The sequence below is a fragment of the Enterobacter cloacae complex sp. AR_0002 genome (assembly GCF_001922365.1).
GTDB lineage: Bacteria > Pseudomonadota > Gammaproteobacteria > Enterobacterales > Enterobacteriaceae > Enterobacter > Enterobacter hormaechei_C.
In genome coordinates this window covers 3,429,970-3,451,325 of record NZ_CP018814.1, presented here as the reverse complement: position 1 = coordinate 3,451,325, position 21,356 = coordinate 3,429,970, and the positions used below count along the sequence as shown (strand labels likewise).

Annotated in this window: 22 protein-coding genes; 17 read left to right on the top strand and 5 right to left on the bottom strand. The window is 56.4% G+C overall.

All coding sequences use genetic code 11. The features are described 5' to 3' along the window. The first annotated feature begins 85 nt into the window (after nucleotides 1–85). Together ysgD and corA are read left to right on the top strand one after the other, a co-directional pair. Nucleotides 86–142, top strand: coding sequence for a YsgD/CorL family protein (gene ysgD, locus AM329_RS26140; protein ID WP_212743980.1), 57 nt, complete (start codon nucleotides 86–88; stop codon nucleotides 140–142). A gap of 150 nt (nucleotides 143–292) precedes the next feature. Beyond that, entirely contained in the window at nucleotides 293–1,243 is a 951-nt protein-coding gene (gene corA / locus AM329_RS17100; RefSeq protein ID WP_032608220.1) for a magnesium/cobalt transporter CorA, read from the top strand. A gap of 83 nt (nucleotides 1,244–1,326) precedes the next feature. On the opposite strand, the gene rarD is transcribed toward corA, so the two are convergent. Together rarD and yigI are read right to left on the bottom strand one after the other, a co-directional pair. Next, the gene (gene rarD, locus AM329_RS17095; RefSeq protein WP_017694744.1) at nucleotides 1,327–2,223 is read right to left on the bottom strand and encodes an EamA family transporter RarD; all 897 of its coding nucleotides are present in this window, start codon (nucleotides 2,221–2,223) and stop codon (nucleotides 1,327–1,329) included. 51 nt (nucleotides 2,224–2,274) lie between these two features. After that, nucleotides 2,275–2,742, bottom strand: a complete 468-nt coding sequence (yigI, locus tag AM329_RS17090; RefSeq protein WP_006812366.1) for an acyl-CoA thioesterase YigI — start codon at nucleotides 2,740–2,742, stop codon at nucleotides 2,275–2,277. Nucleotides 2,743–2,902: 160 nt separating this feature from the next. Between yigI and pldA the strand changes: the two genes are divergently transcribed. The 3 genes from pldA (at nucleotide 2,903) to rhtC (ending at nucleotide 6,374) form a co-directional block, all read left to right on the top strand. Continuing rightward, complete coding sequence (pldA, locus tag AM329_RS17085) at nucleotides 2,903–3,772, top strand: phospholipase A (protein WP_003860803.1); 870 nt, start codon at nucleotides 2,903–2,905, stop codon at nucleotides 3,770–3,772. A 90-nt stretch (nucleotides 3,773–3,862) separates the two neighbouring features. After that, on the top strand, nucleotides 3,863–5,692 hold the full coding sequence (gene recQ, locus AM329_RS17080) for an ATP-dependent DNA helicase RecQ (RefSeq protein WP_003860800.1): 1,830 nt from the start codon (nucleotides 3,863–3,865) through the stop codon (nucleotides 5,690–5,692). Nucleotides 5,693–5,753: 61 nt separating this feature from the next. Continuing rightward, nucleotides 5,754–6,374 (top strand): threonine export protein RhtC, encoded by a 621-nt coding sequence (gene rhtC / locus AM329_RS17075; RefSeq protein WP_023323988.1) that lies wholly within the window; start codon nucleotides 5,754–5,756, stop codon nucleotides 6,372–6,374. Here rhtC and rhtB read toward each other — a convergent pair. After that, nucleotides 6,371–6,991: a homoserine/homoserine lactone efflux protein gene (rhtB, locus tag AM329_RS17070; RefSeq protein WP_003860798.1), complete on the bottom strand. Its 621-nt coding sequence runs from the start codon at nucleotides 6,989–6,991 to the stop codon at nucleotides 6,371–6,373. The genes rhtC and rhtB overlap by 4 nt on opposite strands. A gap of 111 nt (nucleotides 6,992–7,102) precedes the next feature. On the opposite strand from rhtB, the gene pldB reads away from it, so the two are divergent. The 3 genes from pldB to AM329_RS17055 all read left to right on the top strand — a co-directional run bounded on the left by pldB (nucleotide 7,103) and on the right by AM329_RS17055 (nucleotide 9,909). Beyond that, nucleotides 7,103–8,095 carry a lysophospholipase L2 gene (pldB, locus tag AM329_RS17065; protein WP_015570002.1) on the top strand — a complete coding sequence of 331 codons (993 nt, stop codon included), beginning with the start codon at nucleotides 7,103–7,105 and terminating at the stop codon, nucleotides 8,093–8,095. A gap of 31 nt (nucleotides 8,096–8,126) precedes the next feature. Then, nucleotides 8,127–8,927: a sugar/pyridoxal phosphate phosphatase YigL gene (yigL, locus tag AM329_RS17060; protein ID WP_023299050.1), complete on the top strand. Its 801-nt coding sequence runs from the start codon at nucleotides 8,127–8,129 to the stop codon at nucleotides 8,925–8,927. Nucleotides 8,928–9,009: 82 nt separating this feature from the next. Then, nucleotides 9,010–9,909, top strand: coding sequence for a carboxylate/amino acid/amine transporter (locus AM329_RS17055; RefSeq protein ID WP_003860795.1), 900 nt, complete (start codon nucleotides 9,010–9,012; stop codon nucleotides 9,907–9,909). On the opposite strand, the gene metR is transcribed toward AM329_RS17055, so the two are convergent. Continuing rightward, on the bottom strand, nucleotides 9,797–10,750 hold the full coding sequence (gene metR / locus AM329_RS17050; RefSeq protein WP_015570000.1) for an HTH-type transcriptional regulator MetR: 954 nt from the start codon (nucleotides 10,748–10,750) through the stop codon (nucleotides 9,797–9,799). The two genes, AM329_RS17055 and metR, sit on opposite strands and share 113 nt — an antisense overlap. Before the next feature lie 116 nt (nucleotides 10,751–10,866). On the opposite strand from metR, the gene metE reads away from it, so the two are divergent. Next, the gene (gene metE, locus AM329_RS17045; protein WP_032608221.1) at nucleotides 10,867–13,128 is read left to right on the top strand and encodes a 5-methyltetrahydropteroyltriglutamate--homocysteine S-methyltransferase; all 2,262 of its coding nucleotides are present in this window, start codon (nucleotides 10,867–10,869) and stop codon (nucleotides 13,126–13,128) included. Between the two features lie 47 nt (nucleotides 13,129–13,175). On the opposite strand, the gene AM329_RS17040 is transcribed toward metE, so the two are convergent. Continuing rightward, entirely contained in the window at nucleotides 13,176–13,982 is an 807-nt protein-coding gene (locus tag AM329_RS17040) for a dienelactone hydrolase family protein (RefSeq protein ID WP_023302906.1), read from the bottom strand. A 259-nt stretch (nucleotides 13,983–14,241) separates the two neighbouring features. Between AM329_RS17040 and udp the strand changes: the two genes are divergently transcribed. The 8 genes from udp (at nucleotide 14,242) to tatC (ending at nucleotide 21,328) form a co-directional block, all read left to right on the top strand. Then, nucleotides 14,242–15,003, top strand: coding sequence for a uridine phosphorylase (udp, locus tag AM329_RS17035; protein WP_003860792.1), 762 nt, complete (start codon nucleotides 14,242–14,244; stop codon nucleotides 15,001–15,003). A gap of 139 nt (nucleotides 15,004–15,142) precedes the next feature. Beyond that, on the top strand, nucleotides 15,143–16,600 hold the full coding sequence (rmuC, locus tag AM329_RS17030) for a DNA recombination protein RmuC (protein ID WP_032608222.1): 1,458 nt from the start codon (nucleotides 15,143–15,145) through the stop codon (nucleotides 16,598–16,600). A 66-nt stretch (nucleotides 16,601–16,666) separates the two neighbouring features. Next, nucleotides 16,667–17,422: a bifunctional demethylmenaquinone methyltransferase/2-methoxy-6-polyprenyl-1,4-benzoquinol methylase UbiE gene (gene ubiE / locus AM329_RS17025; protein WP_003860790.1), complete on the top strand. Its 756-nt coding sequence runs from the start codon at nucleotides 16,667–16,669 to the stop codon at nucleotides 17,420–17,422. Between the two features lie 13 nt (nucleotides 17,423–17,435). Then, a complete protein-coding gene (gene ubiJ / locus AM329_RS17020; protein ID WP_003860788.1) occupies nucleotides 17,436–18,041 on the top strand; it encodes a ubiquinone biosynthesis protein UbiJ in 606 nt (201 codons plus the stop codon). Further along, entirely contained in the window at nucleotides 18,038–19,678 is a 1,641-nt protein-coding gene (gene ubiB, locus AM329_RS17015; protein ID WP_022650180.1) for a ubiquinone biosynthesis regulatory protein kinase UbiB, read from the top strand. The genes ubiJ and ubiB overlap by 4 nt, the downstream gene beginning before the upstream one ends. 76 nt (nucleotides 19,679–19,754) lie before the next feature. Further along, the gene (gene tatA, locus AM329_RS17010; protein WP_003860787.1) at nucleotides 19,755–20,009 is read left to right on the top strand and encodes a Sec-independent protein translocase subunit TatA; all 255 of its coding nucleotides are present in this window, start codon (nucleotides 19,755–19,757) and stop codon (nucleotides 20,007–20,009) included. A 3-nt stretch (nucleotides 20,010–20,012) separates the two neighbouring features. Beyond that, the gene (gene tatB / locus AM329_RS17005; protein WP_003860783.1) at nucleotides 20,013–20,555 is read left to right on the top strand and encodes a Sec-independent protein translocase protein TatB; all 543 of its coding nucleotides are present in this window, start codon (nucleotides 20,013–20,015) and stop codon (nucleotides 20,553–20,555) included. Nucleotides 20,556–20,557: 2 nt separating this feature from the next. After that, nucleotides 20,558–21,328: a Sec-independent protein translocase subunit TatC gene (gene tatC / locus AM329_RS17000; protein ID WP_032608223.1), complete on the top strand. Its 771-nt coding sequence runs from the start codon at nucleotides 20,558–20,560 to the stop codon at nucleotides 21,326–21,328. Nucleotides 21,329–21,356 lie beyond the last annotated feature (28 nt).

The window sequence follows — 21,356 nt, the reverse complement described above, 5'->3', positions numbered from 1 at the left end:
GCCCTTCAGCGTTCCGTTGCGTGTTGACGCCACAGTTATTGCTGGCGTAACATGCGCGCACGATTACGCTAAGAGGACATTCGCCTTGGACACACCCAGTAGATACTGGCTCAATTCCCTGTCATCCAGGAACAACTCCTAAGGCTATCTCCTCTTGCTGATGGCCTTAGTGGTTGTCAGCGACTGCATCATTCCCGTCGCGCTGAGTCAGGCTGTTTAATGGTCTGAAACCCAATTTGTTTCTGTGTGCCCACCGAACTGTCCGATATTTTTTGCATTGGGAGTCCCGGTCATGTTGAGCGCATTTCAACTCGAAAATAACCGACTGACTCGGCTTGAAGCCGAAGAGTCACAGCCCCTCATTGATGCCGTATGGGTGGATCTGGTCGAGCCGGACGACGATGAGCGCCTTCGCGTACAATCTGAGCTGGGGCAAAGCCTGGCAACGCGCCCGGAACTGGAAGACATCGAAGCATCCGCCCGTTTTTTTGAAGACGAAGACGGCCTGCACATTCACTCCTTCTTCTTCTTCGAAGATGCCGAAGACCACGCGGGGAACTCCACCGTGGCGTTTACCATTCGCGATGGCCGCCTGTTCACCCTGCGCGAGCGCGAACTGCCTGCGTTTCGTCTCTACCGTATGCGCGCCCGCAGCCAGGCGATGATGGACGGTAACGCCTATGAGCTGCTGCTGGATCTGTTCGAAACCAAAATCGAACAGCTGGCGGATGAAATCGAAAACATCTACAGCGACCTGGAAAAGCTGAGCCGCGTGATCATGGAAGGCCATCAGGGCGATGAGTACGACGAAGCGTTGTCCACGCTGGCTGAGCTGGAAGATATCGGCTGGAAGGTGCGTTTGTGTCTGATGGATACCCAGCGCGCGCTGAACTTCCTGGTGCGCAAGGCGCGTCTGCCGGGCGGTCAGCTGGAGCAGGCGCGTGAGATCTTACGCGATATCGAATCCCTGCTGCCGCACAACGAATCCCTGTTCCAGAAGGTCAACTTCCTGATGCAGGCGGCGATGGGCTTCATCAACATCGAGCAGAACCGCATCATCAAGATCTTCTCGGTGGTGTCCGTGGTGTTCCTGCCGCCGACGCTGGTAGCCTCCAGCTACGGGATGAACTTCGAGTTTATGCCGGAACTGAAGTGGAGCTTTGGCTACCCGGGGGCGATTATCTTTATGATCCTCGCCGGGCTGGCGCCGTATCTCTATTTTAAACGCCGGAACTGGCTGTAAAAATCTGGCGGGTGGCGCTGCGCTTACCCGCCCTACGATCGAATTCCCTCTCCCTGTGGGAGAGGGTTAGGGTGAGGGCAACATCACAGCCCTTTGCGCACCCTGCGCTGGGTATAAATCGCATCCGCAACAAAGATGGCCAGCGCCACCCAGATAAAGGCGAACGTCACCATCTTATCCGCACCCGGCACCTCGCCGTAAAACACCACCGCCAGCAGGAACATCAGCGTCGGGCCAATGTACTGGAAGAAGCCCAACGTGGAGAGGCGCAGACGCGTTGCCGCGCCGGTGAAGCACAGCAGGGGTATCGTCGTGACCACGCCCGCGGCCATCAGCATCAGGTTCAGCGACCATGGGTTGCTGCCCATATGGCTGGTGGCGCTGTCGGCAATACCGAACAGGTAGATCGCGGCGACAGGCAGCAGCCACAGGGTTTCAAACAGCATTCCCGTCTGCGCTTCCACGGCGATTTTTTTACGCACCAGGCCGTAGAAGGCAAAGCTGAACGCCAGCCCCAGGGCGATAACCGGCAGTGAGCCGAAGGTCCACAGCTGTACCAGCACGCCGCAGAAGGCCAGAATCACTGCCACCCACTGCATCCGGCGAAAGCGCTCGCCGAGGAAAATCATCCCCAGCAAAATATTGACCAGCGGGTTAATAAAGTAGCCCAGGCTGGCTTCGAGCATGTGATGGTTATTCACCGCCCAGATAAACAGCAGCCAGTTTCCGCCAATCAGCACCGCAGAGAGGGCGAGCAGGAAGACCTTCTTCGGGGTTTTCAGCAGCGTTTTGACGCCTGACCACTGACGGCTGATACTCATCAGCGCAATCATGAAGAAAAACGACCAGATGACGCGGTGAGTGAGGATCTCGTCCGCCGGGACATAGGCGATAAGTTTGAAGTACGCCGGTGCTATACCCCAAATAAAATAAGCGGCAAGGGCGAGTAAAACGCCCTGCCGCGTCTGTTTAGCATCCATCGGGAAAATCCGTTACAAAAAAGTGAAGTAATTTTACCCGAATTTGCCGTCTCAACCCACCATATAAGTGGCGGTTGCGCTGGCGATATAAACCTGCTCCTCGTTATGCAGCTCAACGCGGGCGACGGCAACTTTATTCCCGGCGCGCAGCAGGCTGCTGGTACAGGTGAAGCGGTTTCCGCGTCCTGGGCGCAGGTAGTCGACGCGTAAATCGATGGTGCCCATGCGCGACAGGCGCTGGCGTAACTCATCTTCGTTGATGGTGTCGTGGCGCGTCAGCGTGCTGCCCACGCACACCAGACCGGCCGCCACGTCCAGCGCGGAGGCAATTACCCCGCCGTGCAAAATGCTTTGCGCCCAGTTACCGACCATCATTGGCTGATTATTGAAACTCAGCTGAGCGAAGTCTTTTTCGTATCGCTCCAGCTCAAGACCCAGTGCACGGTTGAACGGCATGTGGTACACAAAAATCTCGCCCACGAGCTTTAAGGTTTCTTCGGCGGTGAGTGTGGCTGACATCTGACGTGGCATCCTTGTTGTTAACAAAATGTTGATTTTATGCTTCAGGATAAAGGAATGCCACTTTAAGAAACGAGGAAGCGGAAGTTATCGCAGAAGTCTGTAGAATGCCCGGACAAAACTATTCATTAAATGTCACCATTTCAGGAGAACACCACCGATGCGGACGTATCTGGGTTGGTTACTGGCGGCGGTTGCGCTGCCCCTCACAGCATATGCGCAGGAAGCGACGATCAAAGAGGTGCATGATAAACCTGCCGTTAAGGGTAGCATCATCGCCAATATGCTTCAGGAGCATGACAATCCGTTCACGCTGTACCCGTATGACACAAACTACGTGATCTACACCCAGACCAGCGATCTCAACAAAGAGGCGATAAGCTCCTATAACTGGTCTGATAATGCGCGTAAAGATGAGGTGAAGTTCCAGCTCAGCCTCGCCTTCCCGTTCTGGCGCGGCATCCTGGGGCCGAACTCGGTACTTGGCGCGTCCTACACGCAGAAGTCATGGTGGCAGCTCTCCAACAGCGGGGAATCATCACCGTTCCGCGAAACCAACTATGAACCGCAGCTGTTCCTCGGTTTCGCCACCGATTATGAGTTTGCAGGCTGGACGCTGCGAGACGTGGAGGTGGGCTATAACCACGATTCCAACGGTCGTTCCGACCCAACCTCACGCAGCTGGAACCGCATCTATACGCGTCTGATGGCGCAGAACGGCAATTTCATGGTGGAAGTGAAGCCGTGGTACGTAGTAGGCAGCACCGATGACAACCCGGATATCACCAAATATATGGGCTACTATCAGCTTAAAGTGGGCTATCAGCTGGGTGACGCGGTGCTGAGTGCCAAAGGCCAGTACAACTGGAATACCGGCTACGGCGGTGCAGAGCTGGGCCTGAGCTACCCGGTAACGAAACACGTTCGTCTCTATACCCAGGTGTATAGCGGCTACGGCGAATCGCTGATCGACTACAACTTCAACCAGACCCGCGTCGGTGTGGGCGTCATGCTGAACGATATTTTCTAAGCTGCTCGAATGTTTTTGCGTTAAACGTTGAAGTTTCTCTCTCAGGCGCTGAAAATAGCGCCTGTTTCATTTCTGGCATATGGGGTTAACGTGGCGCAGGCGGAAGTATTGAATCAGGAATCGCTGGCTAAACAGGTTTTGCATGAAACCTTTGGCTACCAGCAGTTCCGTCCTGGCCAGGAAACCATCATTGAAACCGTGCTGGAAGGCCGCGATTGCCTGGTGGTCATGCCGACCGGCGGCGGTAAATCGCTCTGCTATCAGGTGCCCGCGCTGGTGCTTAATGGCCTGACGGTTGTGGTATCACCCCTTATTTCCCTGATGAAAGACCAGGTCGACCAGCTGCTCGCCAACGGCGTGGCGGCGGCCTGTCTTAACTCAACGCAAACTCGCGAGCAGCAGCAAGAGGTGATGGCCGGGTGCCGCACCGGACAGGTTCGCCTGCTGTATATCGCGCCAGAGCGCCTGATGCTGGACAACTTCCTCGACCACCTGGCGCACTGGAACCCGGTGCTGCTGGCGGTGGATGAAGCGCACTGTATCTCCCAGTGGGGGCACGATTTCCGCCCGGAATACGCCGCCCTCGGCCAGCTTCGTCAGCGCTTCCCCGAGCTGCCGTTTATGGCGCTTACCGCCACGGCGGACGACACCACGCGTCAGGACATCGTTCGCCTGCTGGGACTGAACGACCCGTATATTCAGGTCAGCAGCTTCGACCGCCCGAACATCCGCTATATGCTGATGGAAAAGTTCAAGCCGCTGGATCAGCTCCTGCGCTACGTGCAGGAGCAGCGCGGCAAGTCCGGCATCATCTACTGCAACAGCCGCGCAAAGGTGGAAGACACCGCTGCGCGTCTGCAAAATCGCGGCTTTAGCGCGGCGGCATACCATGCCGGGTTAGAGAACCACATCCGCGCCGATGTTCAGGAAAAATTCCAGCGCGACGACCTGCAAATCGTGGTCGCAACGGTGGCGTTCGGGATGGGGATCAACAAGCCCAACGTGCGCTTTGTGGTGCATTTCGACATTCCGCGCAATATCGAATCCTACTATCAGGAAACCGGCCGCGCCGGGCGTGATGGTCTGCCTGCGGAAGCGATGTTGTTTTACGACCCGGCGGATATGGCGTGGCTGCGCCGCTGTCTGGAAGAGAAACCGCAGGGGCAGTTGCAGGATATCGAACGCCACAAGCTTAACGCGATGGGGGCCTTCGCCGAAGCGCAAACCTGCCGCCGTCTGGTGTTACTCAACTACTTTGGTGAAGGGCGTCAGGCGCCGTGCGGCAACTGCGATATCTGCCTCGACCCGCCGAAGCAGTACGATGGCCTGATGGACGCGCGCAAAGCGCTCTCGACTATCGGACGCGTGAACCAGCGCTTTGGGATGGGCTACGTCGTTGAAGTGCTGCGCGGGGCTAACAACCAGCGTATCCGCGATATGGGTCACGACAAGCTGCCGGTTTACGGCATCGGGAAAGACCAGAGCCATGAGCACTGGGTGAGTATTATCCGCCAGTTGATCCACCTCGGCTTTGCCACGCAAAATATTGCCCAGCATTCTGCGCTTCAGCTGACCGAAGCGGCGCGACCTGTCCTGCGTGGCGAGGTTGAACTGAAGCTCGCCGTTCCGCGCGTCGTCGCCCTGAAGCCGCGCGTGATGCAAAAATCCTACGGCGGTAACTACGACCGCAAGCTGTTCGCCAAGCTGCGTAAGCTGCGTAAAGCTATTGCCGATGAAGAGAACATCCCGCCATACGTGGTGTTCAACGACGCGACGCTGATCGAGATGGCCGAGCAAATGCCGCTCAGCGCCAGCGAGATGCTCAGCGTCAACGGCGTCGGCACGCGCAAGCTGGAGCGCTTCGGTAAAGAGTTTATGGCGCTCATCCGTTCCCACGCTGATGGTGATGATGAGGAGTAGTCAGCCGGGCGAAAAAGTGCCAGGATGGTGACTCACTGTATTATTTCCCCGCGAGCTAATTATGTTAATGCTATTTCTCACCGTGGCGTTAGTGCACATCGTTGCGCTGATGAGCCCAGGCCCTGATTTTTTCTTCGTGTCGCAAACGGCCGTCAGCCGCTCCCGCAAAGAGGCGATGATGGGTGTGCTCGGTATTACCATGGGCGTCATGGTCTGGGCGGCGGTTGCGCTGCTCGGTCTGAACCTGATCCTGGCGAAAATGGCGTGGCTGCATAACATCATTATGGTTGGCGGTGGTCTGTACCTGTGCTGGATGGGCTACCAGATGCTGCGCGGGGCGCTGAAGAAAGAAGAGAACAAGCCGGAAGAGCCAAAGGTTGAGCTGGCAACGGGCGGCCGTAGCTTTGTGAAAGGGCTGCTGACCAACCTGGCGAACCCGAAAGCAATTATTTACTTCGGCTCGGTATTCTCGCTGTTTGTGGGGGATAACGTCGGCGCGGGCGCGCGCTGGGGGATCTTCCTGCTGATCGTTGTGGAAACGTTCGCCTGGTTTACCGTTGTGGCAAGCCTGTTTGCCTTACCGGCGATGCGTCGCGGCTACCAGCGCATCGCGAAGTGGATCGACGGCTTCGCCGGCGCGTTGTTCGCCGGCTTCGGCATTCATCTCATCATTTCTCGCTAAGCATGACGCGCTGACGCAAGCAGCGCGCCAACCAGCATAAACAGCGAACCAAAGACTTTGTTCAGGGCCTTCATCTGCTTAGGCCCTTTGATCCACGCCGCAATTCGCTGCGCCAGCGTCGCGTAACCAATCATCACAATGATATCGACAATAATGGTGGTTGCGCCCAGCACCACGTACTGCATCACCTGTGGCTGATGCGGCACGATAAACTGCGGGAACAGGGCGGCGAGGAACACGATGCTTTTCGGGTTGGTCAGGTTAACGAACACCGCGCGCTTAAACAGGTGGCCGCGTGTTTGCGTCCGGGAGAGCGTATGCAGATCAATCGAGCCAGCGGCGCGCCACTGCTGAATGCCCAGCCAGATAAGATACGCTGCGCCAGCCCATTTCAGCACCTCGAAGGCCAGCACCGAACGGGAGAACAGCGTGCCCAGACCAATCCCCACCAGCACAATATGAATGCCAAGCCCGGTCTGTAAACCGGCGATTGACGCCACCGCGCCGCGATAGCCGTGATTAATTGAGGTGGTCATGGTGTTGATTGCGCCCGAGCCAGGTGAAAGGCTGAGGATGATGGATGTCAGCAGGTAGGCGAACCACCACTCGAAGGTCATTTGAAACTCCCGGATCGTCTGTTTTTATGCCACAATACGCTATTGTTGAGTCATTTTGTGACCGGTGACGAAAAAAACGATATTCCCTGAATTACGGGGGGTGGAAACCCAATGTTTCAGCAGAAAAAGGACTGGGAAACACGAGAAAACGCATTTGCTGCTTTCTCCATGGGGCCGCTGACCGATTTCTGGCGCCAGCGTGAGGAAGATGAGTTTATGGGCGTCGGGGAAATCCCGGTACGCTTCGTTCGTTTCCGTGATGAAAAAAATGACCGGGTGATTGTGGTCTGCCCCGGGCGCATCGAAAGCTATATCAAATATGCCGAGCTGGCGTATGACCTGTTCCATCTGGGCTTTGATGTGTTAATTATCGACCATCGCGGGCAGGGGCTTTCCGGCCGGATGTTGCCGGATACCCATCGCGGCCACGTGGATAACTTCAGCGATTACGTCGACGATCTGGCCGCGTTCTGGCAGCAGGAAGTGCAGCCCGGGCCGTGGCGCAAGCGTTATATTCTTGCCCACTCCATGGGGGGCGCGATCTCGACGTTGTTTTTGCAGCGCCATAAGCACCAGTGCGACGCCATTGCGCTGACCGCGCCGATGTACGGCATTGTGATACGTTTTCCTGACTGGATGGTGCGCCATCTTCTCGACTGGGCTGAGGGCCATCAGCGCATTCGAGAAGGCTATGCCATCGGAACAGGACGCTGGCGGGCGTTACCGTTTGCCATCAACGTGTTAACCCACAGTCGGCAGCGTTATCGGCGCAACCTGCGTTTTTATGCCGATGAACCGCGTCTGCGGGTCGGCGGCCCCACCTGGCACTGGGTGCGGGAAGGTATTCATGCCGGTGAACAGGTGCTGGCAGGCGTAGGCGATGATGACACGCCGACGCTCCTGATCCAGGCGGAAGAAGAGCGTGTGGTGGATAACCGCATGCATGACCGCTATTGTGAACTTCGCGCCGCTGCGGGCCATCCCTGTGAAGGGGGTAAACCGCTGGTCATCAACGGTGCGTACCATGAGATCCTTTTTGAAAAGGACGCTATGCGCTCAGTCGCGCTCAACGCCATTGTTGAATTTTTCAACAGGCATAACTGATTATTGTTTTCCACCAGAGGTTGAAATCCCTATGTACCAGGTTGTTGCATCTGATTTAGATGGCACGCTGCTTTCCCCCGACCACACCCTGTCGCCTTATGCGAAAGAGACCCTAAAACTCCTGACTGCCCGTGGCGTGAACTTCGTGTTCGCCACTGGCCGCCACCACGTGGACGTGGGGCAGATCCGCGATAACCTGGAGATCAAGTCGTACATGATCACCTCTAACGGTGCGCGCGTACATGACACGGACGGCAACCTGATTTTTACCCATAATCTCGATCGTGACATCGCCACCGATTTGTTCGGCATTGTGCATAACAACCCGGATATCGTGACTAACGTTTACCGCGACGACGAGTGGTTTATGAACCGCCATCGCCCGGACGAAATGCGTTTCTTCAAGGAAGCCGTCTTCAACTACTCCCTGTATGAGCCGGGTTTGCTGGATCCTGAAGGGATCAGCAAGGTGTTCTTTACCTGCGAAAGTCACGAAGCGCTGCTTCCGCTGGAGCAGGCGATCAACGCCCGCTGGGGCGACCGCGTGAACGTGAGCTTCTCCACGCTGACCTGTCTGGAAGTGATGGCGGGCGGGGTGTCCAAAGGTCACGCGCTGGAAGCGGTCGCGAAGCGTCTGGGCTTTGATCTGAAAGACTGTATCGCCTTTGGCGATGGCATGAACGATGCCGAGATGCTCTCCATGGCGGGTAAAGGCTGCATCATGCAGAACGCGCACCAGCGCCTGAAAGATCTGCACCCGGAGCTGGAAGTGATTGGCACGAACGCAGACAACGCGGTACCTAAGTATCTGCGCAAACTGTTCCTTGAATAACCTTCATTTGATTGTTTATTGTTCAGATGTCAACTAAAGAGTTCGCTACAATGCCTCTCCTTCTTTCTGAGAGACAAGCATTGTGGCGCTACTCATTATCACGACTATCCTGTGGGCCTTCTCCTTTAGTCTGATTGGCGAATACCTTGCCGGATCGGTCGACAGCTACTTTTCGGTGCTGATGCGCGTGGGGCTGGCGGCGCTGGTGTTCCTGCCGTTCCTGCGTACCCGCGGGCAGTCGCTAAAAACTATTCTGCTGTACATGCTGGTAGGCGCGATGCAGCTCGGCATCATGTACCTGTTCAGCTTCCGGGCCTACGTTTACCTGTCCGTCTCGGAATTTCTGCTCTTCACCGTGCTGACGCCGCTCTACATCACGCTGATTTATGACTTGCTCAGCAGGCGCCGCCTGCGCTGGGGATATCTGCTGAGCGCTGCGCTGGCAGTCATTGGCGCGGCGATTATTCGCTATGACAAGGTAAGCGATCACTTCTGGACCGGGCTGATGTTCGTCCAGCTCGCTAATATCAGCTTTGCCATCGGGATGGTGGGTTACAAACGCCTGATGGAGACCCGCCCGATGCCGCAGCATAACGCGTTTGCGTGGTTCTATATGGGCGCGGCGATTGTCGCGATTGCGGCATGGTTTATGCTCGGCAACCCGCAAAAGCTGCCGACCACCCCCGTGCAGTGGAGCGTTCTGGTCTGGCTGGGCGTGGTGGCCTCGGGGCTGGGCTATTTTATGTGGAACTACGGCGCGACGCAGGTAGACGCCGGAACGCTGGGGATCATGAACAACGTGCACGTGCCGGCAGGGCTACTGGTGAACCTCGCCATCTGGCAGGAGCAGCCGCACTGGCCGAGTTTCCTTATTGGGGGAACGGTGATCCTGGCTTCGCTGTGGGTACATCGCCGCTGGGTCGCTCCGCGCTCCGCACAAACGGAAGATGGTCGCACGCGTGGTTCCGCGCTGAGCGAATAAACGCTTCCGTAATTGGCTGACGTTGCTCGCCATCGCGCACGGCGGCGTACAGCCGGCTCCACAGTCCTTCACCCAGGGTTTTGGTAACCACCAGACCCTGGCGTTCAACCGTCTCGACCACCCAGTGCGGCAGCGCCGCAATCCCCATTCTGGCCGCCACCATCTGAATTAACAGCAGCGTGTTATCCACGCTTTTCAGCTGTGGGCTGATGCCCGCGGGTTGCAGGAAATGGCGCCAGATATCCAGACGACTGCGCTGTACCGGGTAAATCAGCAGCGTCTCCGTTGCCAGATCTTCCGGCGTGATACGCGTTTTGGCGGCCAGCGGATGGTCCGGGGCCAGCACCAGACGCACCTCAAAATCAAACATTGGCGAATAGTGCAGACCGCTGCGTGGCAGAATATCTGAGGTCATCACCAGATCCAGCTCACCCTGCTGAAGCGACGGCTGCGGATCAAACGTGACGCCGGATTTGAAGTCCATCTCCACCTGCGGCCACTTCTGGCGGAAGTTCTCAAGCGCGGGGGTCAGCCACTGAATACAGCTGTGACACTCAATGGCGATGCGCAGGGTGGTCTGCTGCGGCTCGTTGCAGGACTGCAACGCGCTGGCAATCTGCGGCAGCACCTGGTTCGCCAGCTGAAGCAAAATTTCGCCCTGCGGCGTAAAGCGCAAAGGCTGGCTCTTACGCACAAAAAGACGAAAGCCGAGGCGTTGTTCCAGATCGCTGAACTGGTGAGAAAGGGCAGACTGAGTCTGGTGCAGCGTGGCCGCTGCCGCCGCAAGAGAACCGCAGTTCCGCAACGCTTGTAGCGTTTTCAGGTGTTTAATCTCGATCATGAAAGTCCTTCACTTCGGCATGAACATTTTGCGCTTGAGGAATATACAGTACCTGCCAATTATAGAAGTGTAAACATCTGGACGTCTAAATAACGAATTTCTACAAGGGGTATGCCATGACAATCCGCACTCACACTCTCGGTTTCCCTCGCGTTGGTCTGCGTCGCGAGCTGAAAAAAGCGCAAGAAAGCTACTGGGCGGGTAACGCCACCCGCAAAGAACTGCTGGCGGTGGGACGCGAGCTGCGCGCGCATCACTGGGATCAGCAAAAACAGGCGGGCGTAGACCTGCTGCCGGTGGGCGATTTCGCCTGGTACGACCATGTTCTGACCACCAGCCTGCTGCTTGGCAACGTGCCGGCTCGTCATCAGAACAGCGATGGATCGGTGGATATCGATACCCTGTTCCGCATCGGCCGTGGCCGCGCGCCAACGGGTGAGCCAGCGGCAGCGGCGGAAATGACCAAGTGGTTTAACACTAACTATCACTATATGGTGCCGGAGTTCGTTAAGGGCCAGCAGTTCAAACTGACCTGGACCCAGCTTCTGGATGAAGTGGACGAAGCGCTGGCGCTGGGTCACCAGGTGAAACCCGTGCTGCTGGGGCCGGTCACCTACCTGTGGCTGGGCAAAGTGAAAGGTGAGCAGTTCGACCGCCTCAGCCTGCTGAACGATATTCTGTCGGTTTATAAGCAGGTGCTGATTGAGCTGGGTAAGCGCGGTATTCAGTGGGTGCAAATCGATGAACCGGCGCTGGTGCTTGAGCTGCCGCAGGCGTGGCTGGATGCCTTCAAACCGGCGTATGACGCGCTCACGGGCCAGGTGAAGCTGCTGCTGACCACCTATTTCGAGGGCGTAACGCCTAACCTCGACACCATTACTGCGCTGCCGGTTCAGGGTCTGCACGTTGATCTCGTTCACGGCAAAGACGATGTGGCAGAGTTGCACAAGCGTCTGCCTGCGGAGTGGTTGCTCTCTGCCGGTCTGGTGAATGGTCGTAACGTCTGGCGTGCCGATCTCACCGAGAAATATGCACAAATTAAGGACATTGTCGGTAAACGTGAATTGTGGGTAGCCTCTTCCTGTTCCCTGCTGCACAGCCCGATCGACCTGAGCGTGGAGACCCGACTCGACCCTGAGGTGAAAAGCTGGTTTGCCTTTGCCCTGCAAAAGTGTGAGGAGCTGGCTCTGCTGCGCGACGCGTTGAACAGCGGCGACACGGCAGCGATTACCCACTGGAGCGCTCCGATCCAGGCGCGCCGTCACTCGACGCGCGTGCATAACCCGGCGGTGGAAAAACGTCTGGCGGCCATCACTGCCCGGGACAGCCAGCGCCAGAGCCCGTATGAAGTGCGCGCCGAAGCCCAGCGTGCGCGCTTTAACCTGCCCGCGTGGCCGACCACAACCATCGGCTCCTTCCCGCAGACTACCGAGATCCGCGGCCTGCGCCTGGACTTCAAAAAGGGCAATCTGGATGCGAATCACTACCGCACCGGCATTGCGGAACACATCAAACAGGCGATCGTCGAGCAGGAACGTCTGGGTCTGGACGTGCTGGTGCACGGCGAGGCCGAGCGTAACGATATGGTGGAATACTTCGGTGAACACCTGGACGGCTTTGTCTTTACCCAGAACGGCTGGGTGCAAAGCTACGGCTCCCGCTGCGTGAAGCCGCCGGTGGTGATCGGCGACGTCAGCCGCCCGGAAGCGATCACCGTGGAGTGGGCGAAGTATGCCCAGTCTCTGACCGACAAACCGGTAAAAGGCATGCTGACGGGGCCGGTGACCATTCTCTGCTGGTCGTTCCCGCGTGAAGATGTTTCCCGGGAAACCATCGCCAAACAGATCGCCCTGGCGCTGCGTGATGAAGTGGCGGATCTGGAAGCGGCGGGGATTGGCATCATTCAGATCGACGAACCGGCGCTGCGTGAAGGGTTGCCGCTGCGTCGCAGCGACTGGGATGCTTACTTACAGTGGGGCGTGGAGGCGTTCCGCCTCAACGCGGCCGTCGCGAAGGACGACACGCAGATCCACACCCACATGTGTTACTGCGAATTTAACGACATCATGGACTCCATTGCCGCGCTCGACGCCGATGTGATCACCATCGAGACCTCGCGTTCAGACATGGAGCTGCTGGAGTCGTTCGAAGAGTTCGACTACCCGAACGAAATCGGGCCGGGCGTGTATGACATTCACTCCCCTAACGTGCCAAGCGTGGAGTGGATTGAATCGCTGCTGCAAAAAGCGGCCCAGCGCATCCCGGCGGAACGTCTGTGGGTAAACCCGGATTGCGGCCTGAAAACCCGTGGCTGGCCTGAAACCCGCGCGGCGCTGGCGAACATGGTGCAGGCGGCGCAGAATTTGCGTCAGGCGTAGTGGTGCTGGATTGCCCGGTTGGCGTAGCCGCCACCGGGCTTTTGGTATTACGCTTTCTTCCCGCCGTACTGGCTGAACCACGCCAGCATTCTCTGCCAGCCATCTTTCGCGGATTCCGCGTGATAGCTCGGACGATAATCGGCATTAAACGCGTGTCCCGCATCCGGGTACACCACGATTTCGGCCTTCGCGTTTGCCGCCCGCAGCGCGTGGCGCATGGTCTCGACGGTATCAAGCGGAATGCCGGTATCCTGACCGCCATACAGCCCTAGCACCGGGGCATTTAAATCGGTGGCGATATCAACCGGATGTTTCGGCGAGTTCAGCGTCTTTTCGCCCACCAGTTTGCCGTACCAGGCCACGGCCGCTTTCAACTGCGGATTGTGCGCGGCATACAGCCAGCTAATGCGTCCACCCCAGCAGAAGCCGGTCACCATCAGACGGTGTGGGTCGCCACCGTTGCGCGCCGCCCAGCTGGCAACGTGGTCGAGATCGGCCAGTACCTGCGCGTCCGGCACTTTGCTGACCAGGTTGCTGAACAGCGTCGGGATGTCGCTGTAATCATTCGGATCGCCCTGACGGAAATAGAGTTCCGGCGCAACGGCCAGGTAACCTTCCAGCGCCAGACGGCGGCAGAGGTCGCGAATATGTTCATGAACGCCAAATATTTCCTGCACCACGATCACGATGGGCAGCGGGCCATCGGCAGATTTTGGCCGCGCGTGGTACGCTGGCATGTTCTCTCCCTGGGAGGGAATGGAGGTCTCGCCTGCGGTAATGGCTTCTTCAGGGGTCGAGACGATGGTTGAAGCGTGCGGGGCCGCAGCAGGTGCAAAACCGATTTTTTCAGTCATGGCATTCTCCGTACCAATGAATGGATTAGCGCAAAGATAAATATAGACACCAGGTTAACAACCCACAGTGCCTTATAGCGTCTATCTTTTGTGCAGCACCCGGCGATATAACTTGTTAATGTGATGTGAATCACTATTTTATGGAAATTAACTGCAATCATTTTCATTCATGGTGAGGTGTGTCACGAAATAATGCACATTGCTTCTGTAAAGTACCGTTTTACTTCTTCTGACAAACCGACCCACAGAGGAGTCACCTATGTCTAAGTCTGATGTTTTTCATCTCGGCCTCACTAAAAACGATTTACAAGGGGCTACGCTTGCTATCGTCCCTGGCGATCCAGAGCGTGTGGAAAAGATCGCCGCGCTGATGGATAAGCCGGTTAAGCTGGCAGCGCATCGCGAATTCACCACCTGGCGCGCAGAGCTGGACGGTAAAGCGGTGATCGTGTGCTCTACCGGTATTGGTGGCCCGTCTACCTCTATCGCCGTTGAAGAGCTGGCGCAGCTGGGCATTCGTACTTTCCTGCGCATCGGCACCACAGGCGCCATTCAGCCGCACATCAACGTGGGCGACGTGCTGGTTACCACCGCATCCGTGCGGCTGGACGGGGCAAGCCTGCACTTTGCTCCGATGGAATTCCCGGCAGTGGCCGATTTCGAATGCACCACCGCGCTGGTTGAAGCCGCGAAATCCGTGGGCGCCACCACCCACGTGGGCGTAACTGCCTCTTCCGATACCTTCTACCCGGGCCAGGAGCGTTACGACACCTTCTCTGGTCGCGTGGTGAGCCGTTTCAAAGGCTCCATGGAAGAGTGGCAGTCGATGGGCGTCATGAACTACGAAATGGAATCTGCGACGCTGCTGACCATGTGCGCGAGCCAGGGTCTGCGTGCCGGTATGGTGGCGGGCGTTATCGTCAACCGTACCCAACAGGAGATCCCGAACGCTGAAACCATGAAGCAGACTGAAAGCCATGCGGTGAAAATCGTGGTTGAAGCGGCGCGCCGCCTGATCTAATTCTCTCTTCAGTGCTAAAAGGCCGACATGCTCGGCCTTTTCTTTTTGCGTAACGCCTCGCAGGAAAACCCTTTCAAACTGGACGTTCATACAGCACAATTCTATTTTGTGCGGGTTAGACGTGGATGCAGGGGGCATTGTGGATATTTCAATCCTGGTTTATGCGGTAGTTGCGCTGGTGAGCGTGGGGATTGGCTGGCTCATTTGCGGCTACCAACATGCTCAGCAGAAAGCCGATCAGCTGGCAGAGCGCGAAGAGATCGTCGCCGAACTCAGCGCGACGAAACAACAGCTTGCGCTGAGTGACCACTGGCGCGATGAGTGTGAACTGCTCAATAACGAACTGCGCAATCTGCGCGACATTAACACCTCGCTGGAGGCCGATCTCCGGGAAGTGACCACCCGCCTTGAGTCCACCCAACTGCACGCCGAAGACAAAATCCGTCAGATGATCAACAGCGAGCAGCGTCTTAGCGAGCAGTTTGAGAACCTCGCGAACCGCATTTTTGAGCACAGCAATCGCCGCGTGGATGAGCAGAACCGTCAGAGCCTGAACAGCCTGCTGACGCCCCTGCGTGAGCAGTTGGACGGCTTTCGACGTCAGGTACAGGACAGCTTTGGTCAGGAGGCCCGCGAGCGCCACACGCTGGCGCATGAAATTCGTAATCTCCAGCAGCTGAATGCGCAGATGGCGCAGGAGGCGGTTAACCTGACGCGCGCACTGAAAGGTGATAACAAAGCGCAGGGAAACTGGGGCGAAGTGGTCATGACGCGCGTGCTGGAGGCCTCTGGCCTGCGCGAAGGATACGAATACGAAACGCAGGTCAGCATTGAAAACGATGCGCGCTCGCGGATGCAGCCGGATGTCATTGTTCGTCTGCCACAGGGCAAAGATGTGGTTATCGACGCCAAAATGACGCTGGTGGCCTATGAGCGCTACTTCAACGCGGAAGATGACTACACCCGCGAAACAGCGTTGCAGGAGCACATCGCCTCCGTGCGTAACCATATCCGTCTGCTGGGCAGAAAAGATTATCAGCAGTTGCCGGGGCTGCGATCGCTGGATTATGTGCTGATGTTCATTCCGGTTGAGCCAGCCTTCCTGCTGGCGCTCGACAGACAGCCCGAACTGATCACCGAAGCGCTGAAAAATAACATTATGCTGGTCAGCCCCACCACGCTACTGGTGGCGTTACGTACCATTGCCAACCTGTGGCGCTATGAGCACCAAAGCCGTAACGCGCAGCAGATTGCCGATCGCGCCAGCAAGCTGTACGACAAAATGCGGCTGTTTGTGGACGATATGTCCTCGGTGGGGCAAAGCCTGGATCGCGCGCAGGATAACTACCGCCAGGCGATGAAAAAACTCTCCTCCGGGCGTGGCAATTTGCTGGCGCAGGCGGAGGCGTTTCGCAGCCTGGGGGTGGAAGTTAAACGCGAGATTAATCCGGAACTGGTGGAGCAGGCTACCGCTCAGGACGAAGAGTTTCGTCTGCGTGAAGGCGGCGGTGAGCAAAATAGCCGCAATGAAGACAACGATTTAGCGGCGAGTTTATCCCCCGAAGCGCAGCCGGCGCGTTTCTTTCACGGTGGTTGAAACGTAGGGCAAATGCGCCCAATCTGTTACACTTCACGAACATTTGACTGATTAGCAGGCTCTGAGATGGTTGACGATTCACAAGACACAACGCACTTTGGCTTTCAGACTGTCGCCAAAGCGCAGAAAGCTGACATGGTGGCCCACGTATTTCATTCCGTGGCGGCGAAGTACGATGTGATGAATGATTTGATGTCATTCGGCATTCATCGCTTGTGGAAGCGCTTCACTATTGATTGCAGCGGCGTGCGCCGTGGACAAACGGTGCTGGATTTAGCCGGAGGCACAGGGGATCTGACCGCTAAATTCTCCCGTCTGGTTGGCGAAACCGGCCGCGTGGTGCTGGCGGATATCAACGACTCCATGCTGAAAATGGGACGCGAAAAGCTGCGTAACATCGGCGTGGTAGGCAACGTTGAATATGTTCAGGCCAACGCCGAAGCGCTGCCGTTCCCGGATAATACGTTCGACTGCATCACCATCTCTTTCGGTCTGCGTAACGTGACCGATAAAGATAAAGCGCTGCGCTCCATGTACCGCGTGCTGAAGCCGGGCGGCCGACTGCTGGTTCTCGAGTTTTCTAAACCGATTATCGACCCGCTGAGCAAAGCTTACGATGCCTATTCCTTCCACGTTCTGCCGCGCATCGGCGAGCTGGTGGCAAACGATGCAGAAAGTTACCGTTATCTGGCCGAATCCATCCGAATGCACCCGGATCAGGACACGCTGAAAGCGATGATGCAGGATGCCGAGTTTGAAAACGTGGAATACTTCAATATGACGGCGGGTGTCGTCGCGCTGCATCGTGGTTACAAGTTCTGAGTGGAGGTTTCCTGTGCCCATTAAACCCTTAGTCACCGCAGGCATCGAGAACGTACTGAATGCCTTTCTGTATCGCGCTCCGGCGCTGAAAACCGCACGTCAGCGGCTTAACGGAAAGGTGCTGCGCATCGTGTTAAAGGAGTTCTCGACGCCGCTTGTGCTGGTCTTCAGCGAACGCCAGCTTGACGTTCTGGGGGAGTGGGAAGGCGAAGCTGATTGCTCGGTAATTACGCACATGAGCGTCTTACCAAAACTGCGTGACCGTCAGCAGATGACGGCGCTTATTCGCAGCGGTGAGCTGGAGGTCGAAGGCGATATTCAGGTGGTACAGAACTTCGTTGCACTCAGCGATCAGGCTGAATTCGACCCGGCGGAACTGCTGGCGCCCTATATCGGCGACATCGCGGCTGAAGGGATAAGCAAAACGCTGCGCACGGGGTCCGCTTTCCTGCGTAAAGGTCTGCTCCGTCAACAGCGCTATGCTGCCGAGGTGCTGACCGAAGAGTGGCGTATGGCGCCGGGGCCTTTAGAAGTCGCCTGGTTTGCAGAAGAGACCGCGGCAGTTGAGCGCGCAGTTGATGCGTTAACCAAACGGCTGGAAAAACTGGAGGGCAAATGACGCCTGGTGAAATTCGGCGCCTCTATTTTATCGTTCGCACCTTTTTGAGCTACGGGCTCGACGAGCTTATCCCCAGAATGCGTATCACCCTGCCGCTTCGGCTTTGGCGTCGCACGCTGTTCTGGATGCCGAATCGCCATAAGGATCAGGAGCTGGGCGCACGCCTGCGTCTTGCGTTGCAGGAGCTGGGACCGGTCTGGATCAAGTTTGGGCAGATGCTCTCAACACGTCGCGACCTTTTTCCACCGCAGATTGCCGATCAGCTCGCACTATTGCAGGATCGCGTCGCTCCGTTTGACGGAGAGAGAGCGAAGAAACAAATCGAAGAAGCGATGGGCAATATCCCCATCGAGACCTGGTTTGATGATTTCGATATTCAGCCTCTGGCCTCTGCCTCTATTGCGCAGGTTCATACTGCGCGCCTGAAGGAAAATGGCAAAGAGGTGGTCATTAAAGTGATTCGTCCGGATATCCTGCCGGTTATCAAAGCAGACATGAAGCTGATTTATCGCCTGGCTCGCTGGGTGCCGCGTCTGTTGCCGGATGGCCGCCGTCTGCGTCCGCTGGAAGTGGTACGGGAATACGAAAAAACGCTGATTGATGAGCTTAACCTGCTGCGTGAATCGGCGAACGCCATTCAGCTGCGTCGAAACTTTGAAGACAGCCCGATGCTGTATGTTCCTGAAGTCTATTCTGACTATTGCAGTCAGAACATGATGGTGATGGAACGTATCTACGGTATTCCGGTCTCGGACGTGACGGCGCTGGAAAAACAGGGCACCAACATGAAGTTGCTGGCCGAACGTGGCGTGCAGGTCTTCTTTACTCAGGTTTTCCGCGACAGCTTCTTCCATGCTGACATGCATCCGGGCAACATTTTTGTCAGCTATGAGCACCCGGAAGATCCTAAATACATCGGCATCGACTGCGGTATTGTCGGCTCGCTGAATAAAGAGGATAAGCGTTATCTCGCCGAGAACTTTATCGCTTTCTTCAATCGCGACTACCGTAAGGTGGCCGAACTGCACGTGGATTCAGGCTGGGTTCCGCCAGATACCAACGTGGAAGAGTTTGAATTTGCGATCCGCACCGTCTGTGAGCCGATTTTTGAAAAGCCGCTCTCGGAGATCTCTTTCGGACACGTCCTGCTCAACCTGTTCAACACCGCACGCCGTTTCAATATGGAAGTGCAGCCACAATTAGTTTTACTTCAGAAAACATTACTTTACGTTGAGGGCGTAGGCCGCCAGCTCTATCCTCAGTTAGACTTGTGGAAAACCGCGAAACCGTTCCTCGAATCCTGGATTAAGGATCAGGTCGGTATTCCAGCCCTGGTTCGCTCGCTTAAAGAGAAAGGCCCGTTCTGGATTGAAAAAATGCCTGAAATTCCTGAACTGGTTTACGACAGTTTGCGTCAGAGCAAGAACCTTCAGCACAGCATGGATAAAATCGCGCACGAGCTTCAATCCAGTCGCGTGCGTCAGGGGCAGTCCCGCTATCTCTTCGGAATTGGCGCGACGCTGCTGATAAGCGGCACGTTGCTGTTGATCAATCGTCCGGACTGGGAAATGATGCCAGCCTGGATTATGGCTGCCGGTGTGGTTGTCTGGCTTGCTGGCTGGCGAAAAACGCGCTGAATTAGCGTCGCTATCGAGAGATTGCATACGTATAATGCGATCTGACTAATTAATCATCTATCACTGGGGAACACGCATGGGTGGTATCAGTATCTGGCAGTTAGTGATCATTGCCGTCATCGTTGTGCTGCTGTTTGGCACGAAAAAACTCGGATCGATTGGTTCCGACCTGGGCGCGTCAATCAAAGGCTTCAAGAAAGCCATGAGCGATGATGAGAATAAGCAGGAAAAAACCAGTCAGGATGCTGATTTTACCGCTAAATCCATCGCCGATAAGCAGGACGAAGCCAAAAAGGAAGAGGCTAAACGTCACGATAAAGAGCAGGTGTAATTCGTGTTCGACATTGGTTTTGGTGAGTTACTGCTGGTCTTTGTGATTGGTCTGATTGTGTTGGGGCCGCAGCGTTTACCCGTTGCGGTGAAAACCGTCGTGGGCTGGGTGCGGGCACTTCGCTCGCTGGCAACTACCGTGCAGAACGAGCTGGCGCAGGAGCTGAAGCTTCAGGAATTTCAGGACAGCCTGAAAAAGGTTGAAAAGGCGAGCATGGATAACCTGACGCCGGAGCTGAAAGCATCAATGGATGAGTTACGCGAAGCGGCTGAATCCATGAAGCGCTCTTACAGCATTAACGATCCTGAGAAGGCGAGCGATGAAGCAAACACCATCCACAATCCGGTGGTGAAGGGTAGCGAAGAGCAGCGCGAGGGTGTAACGCCTTCCAGCGCGGAGCATCAGGCTGCTTCGCCAGAGCAATCGCCGCAGGAGCCCGAAGTGAAAAAGCAGGTGCCGCCGGAAGAGCCCGTGGTCAAAACGGCTGAGGTAAAACCCGCCGCGCCCGTTTCCGAATCATCCCCCTCGTCGAGTGATAAAGCGTAAACATGGCAGTAGATGATACTCAACCGCTGATTGCGCACCTCATTGAGCTGCGTAAGCGCCTGTTAAACTGCATTATTGCGGTTTTCCTCATTTTTTTATGTCTGGTCTATTTCGCCAACGATATCTATCAGGTGGTTTCCGCGCCGCTGATTAAACAGATGCCGCTGGGCGCGACGATGATTGCAACGGACGTTGCTTCACCGTTCTTTACCCCCATCAAGCTGACCTTCTGGGTATCGTTGATTGCATCTGCACCGGTCATTTTGTATCAGGTCTGGGCATTTGTGGCGCCCGCGCTGTACAGGCATGAACGCAAGCTGGTTATTCCGCTGCTGGTGTCCAGTTCGCTGCTGTTTTATATCGGCATGGCGTTCGCCTACTTCGTTGTCTTCCCGCTGGCCTTTGGCTTCCTGACGCATACCGCGCCAGAAGGGGTGCAGGTGTCGACGGACATCGCCAGCTACCTCAGCTTCGTGATGGCGCTGTTTATGGCCTTTGGTGTCGCCTTCGAGGTGCCCGTAGCGATTGTCCTGCTCTGCTGGGTAGAGGTGACCACGCCTGACGATCTGCGTAAGAAGCGCCCGTACATCCTGGTGGGGGCATTTGTTGTAGGTATGCTGTTAACGCCACCGGACGTCTTCTCGCAAACCTTACTGGCGATACCGATGTACTGCCTGTTTGAAGTCGGCGTATTCTTCGCTCGTTTCTACGTCGGAAAGGGGCGTACCCGGGACGAAGAAGACGAGCCGTCTGAAGAGACCACTAAAGAATAAAACCAACCGCCCGTCAGGGCGGTTGTCA

What these genes read in the sequence shown, in the direction of transcription:
- corA (WP_032608220.1), top strand. Translation starts at nt 293, where the DNA reads ATGTTGAGCGCATTTCAACTCGAAAATAACCGACTGACTCGGCTTGAA.
- rarD (WP_017694744.1), bottom strand. Translation starts at nt 2,223, where the DNA reads ATGGATGCTAAACAGACGCGGCAGGGCGTTTTACTCGCCCTTGCCGCT.
- yigI (WP_006812366.1), bottom strand. Translation starts at nt 2,742, where the DNA reads ATGTCAGCCACACTCACCGCCGAAGAAACCTTAAAGCTCGTGGGCGAG.
- pldA (WP_003860803.1), top strand. Translation starts at nt 2,903, where the DNA reads ATGCGGACGTATCTGGGTTGGTTACTGGCGGCGGTTGCGCTGCCCCTC.
- rhtC (WP_023323988.1), top strand. Translation starts at nt 5,754, where the DNA reads ATGTTAATGCTATTTCTCACCGTGGCGTTAGTGCACATCGTTGCGCTG.
- rhtB (WP_003860798.1), bottom strand. Translation starts at nt 6,991, where the DNA reads ATGACCTTCGAGTGGTGGTTCGCCTACCTGCTGACATCCATCATCCTC.
- pldB (WP_015570002.1), top strand. Translation starts at nt 7,103, where the DNA reads ATGTTTCAGCAGAAAAAGGACTGGGAAACACGAGAAAACGCATTTGCT.
- yigL (WP_023299050.1), top strand. Translation starts at nt 8,127, where the DNA reads ATGTACCAGGTTGTTGCATCTGATTTAGATGGCACGCTGCTTTCCCCC.
- metR (WP_015570000.1), bottom strand. Translation starts at nt 10,750, where the DNA reads ATGATCGAGATTAAACACCTGAAAACGCTACAAGCGTTGCGGAACTGC.
- metE (WP_032608221.1), top strand. Translation starts at nt 10,867, where the DNA reads ATGACAATCCGCACTCACACTCTCGGTTTCCCTCGCGTTGGTCTGCGT.
- AM329_RS17040 (WP_023302906.1), bottom strand. Translation starts at nt 13,982, where the DNA reads ATGACTGAAAAAATCGGTTTTGCACCTGCTGCGGCCCCGCACGCTTCA.
- udp (WP_003860792.1), top strand. Translation starts at nt 14,242, where the DNA reads ATGTCTAAGTCTGATGTTTTTCATCTCGGCCTCACTAAAAACGATTTA.
- ubiE (WP_003860790.1), top strand. Translation starts at nt 16,667, where the DNA reads ATGGTTGACGATTCACAAGACACAACGCACTTTGGCTTTCAGACTGTC.
- ubiB (WP_022650180.1), top strand. Translation starts at nt 18,038, where the DNA reads ATGACGCCTGGTGAAATTCGGCGCCTCTATTTTATCGTTCGCACCTTT.
- tatA (WP_003860787.1), top strand. Translation starts at nt 19,755, where the DNA reads ATGGGTGGTATCAGTATCTGGCAGTTAGTGATCATTGCCGTCATCGTT.
- tatC (WP_032608223.1), top strand. Translation starts at nt 20,558, where the DNA reads ATGGCAGTAGATGATACTCAACCGCTGATTGCGCACCTCATTGAGCTG.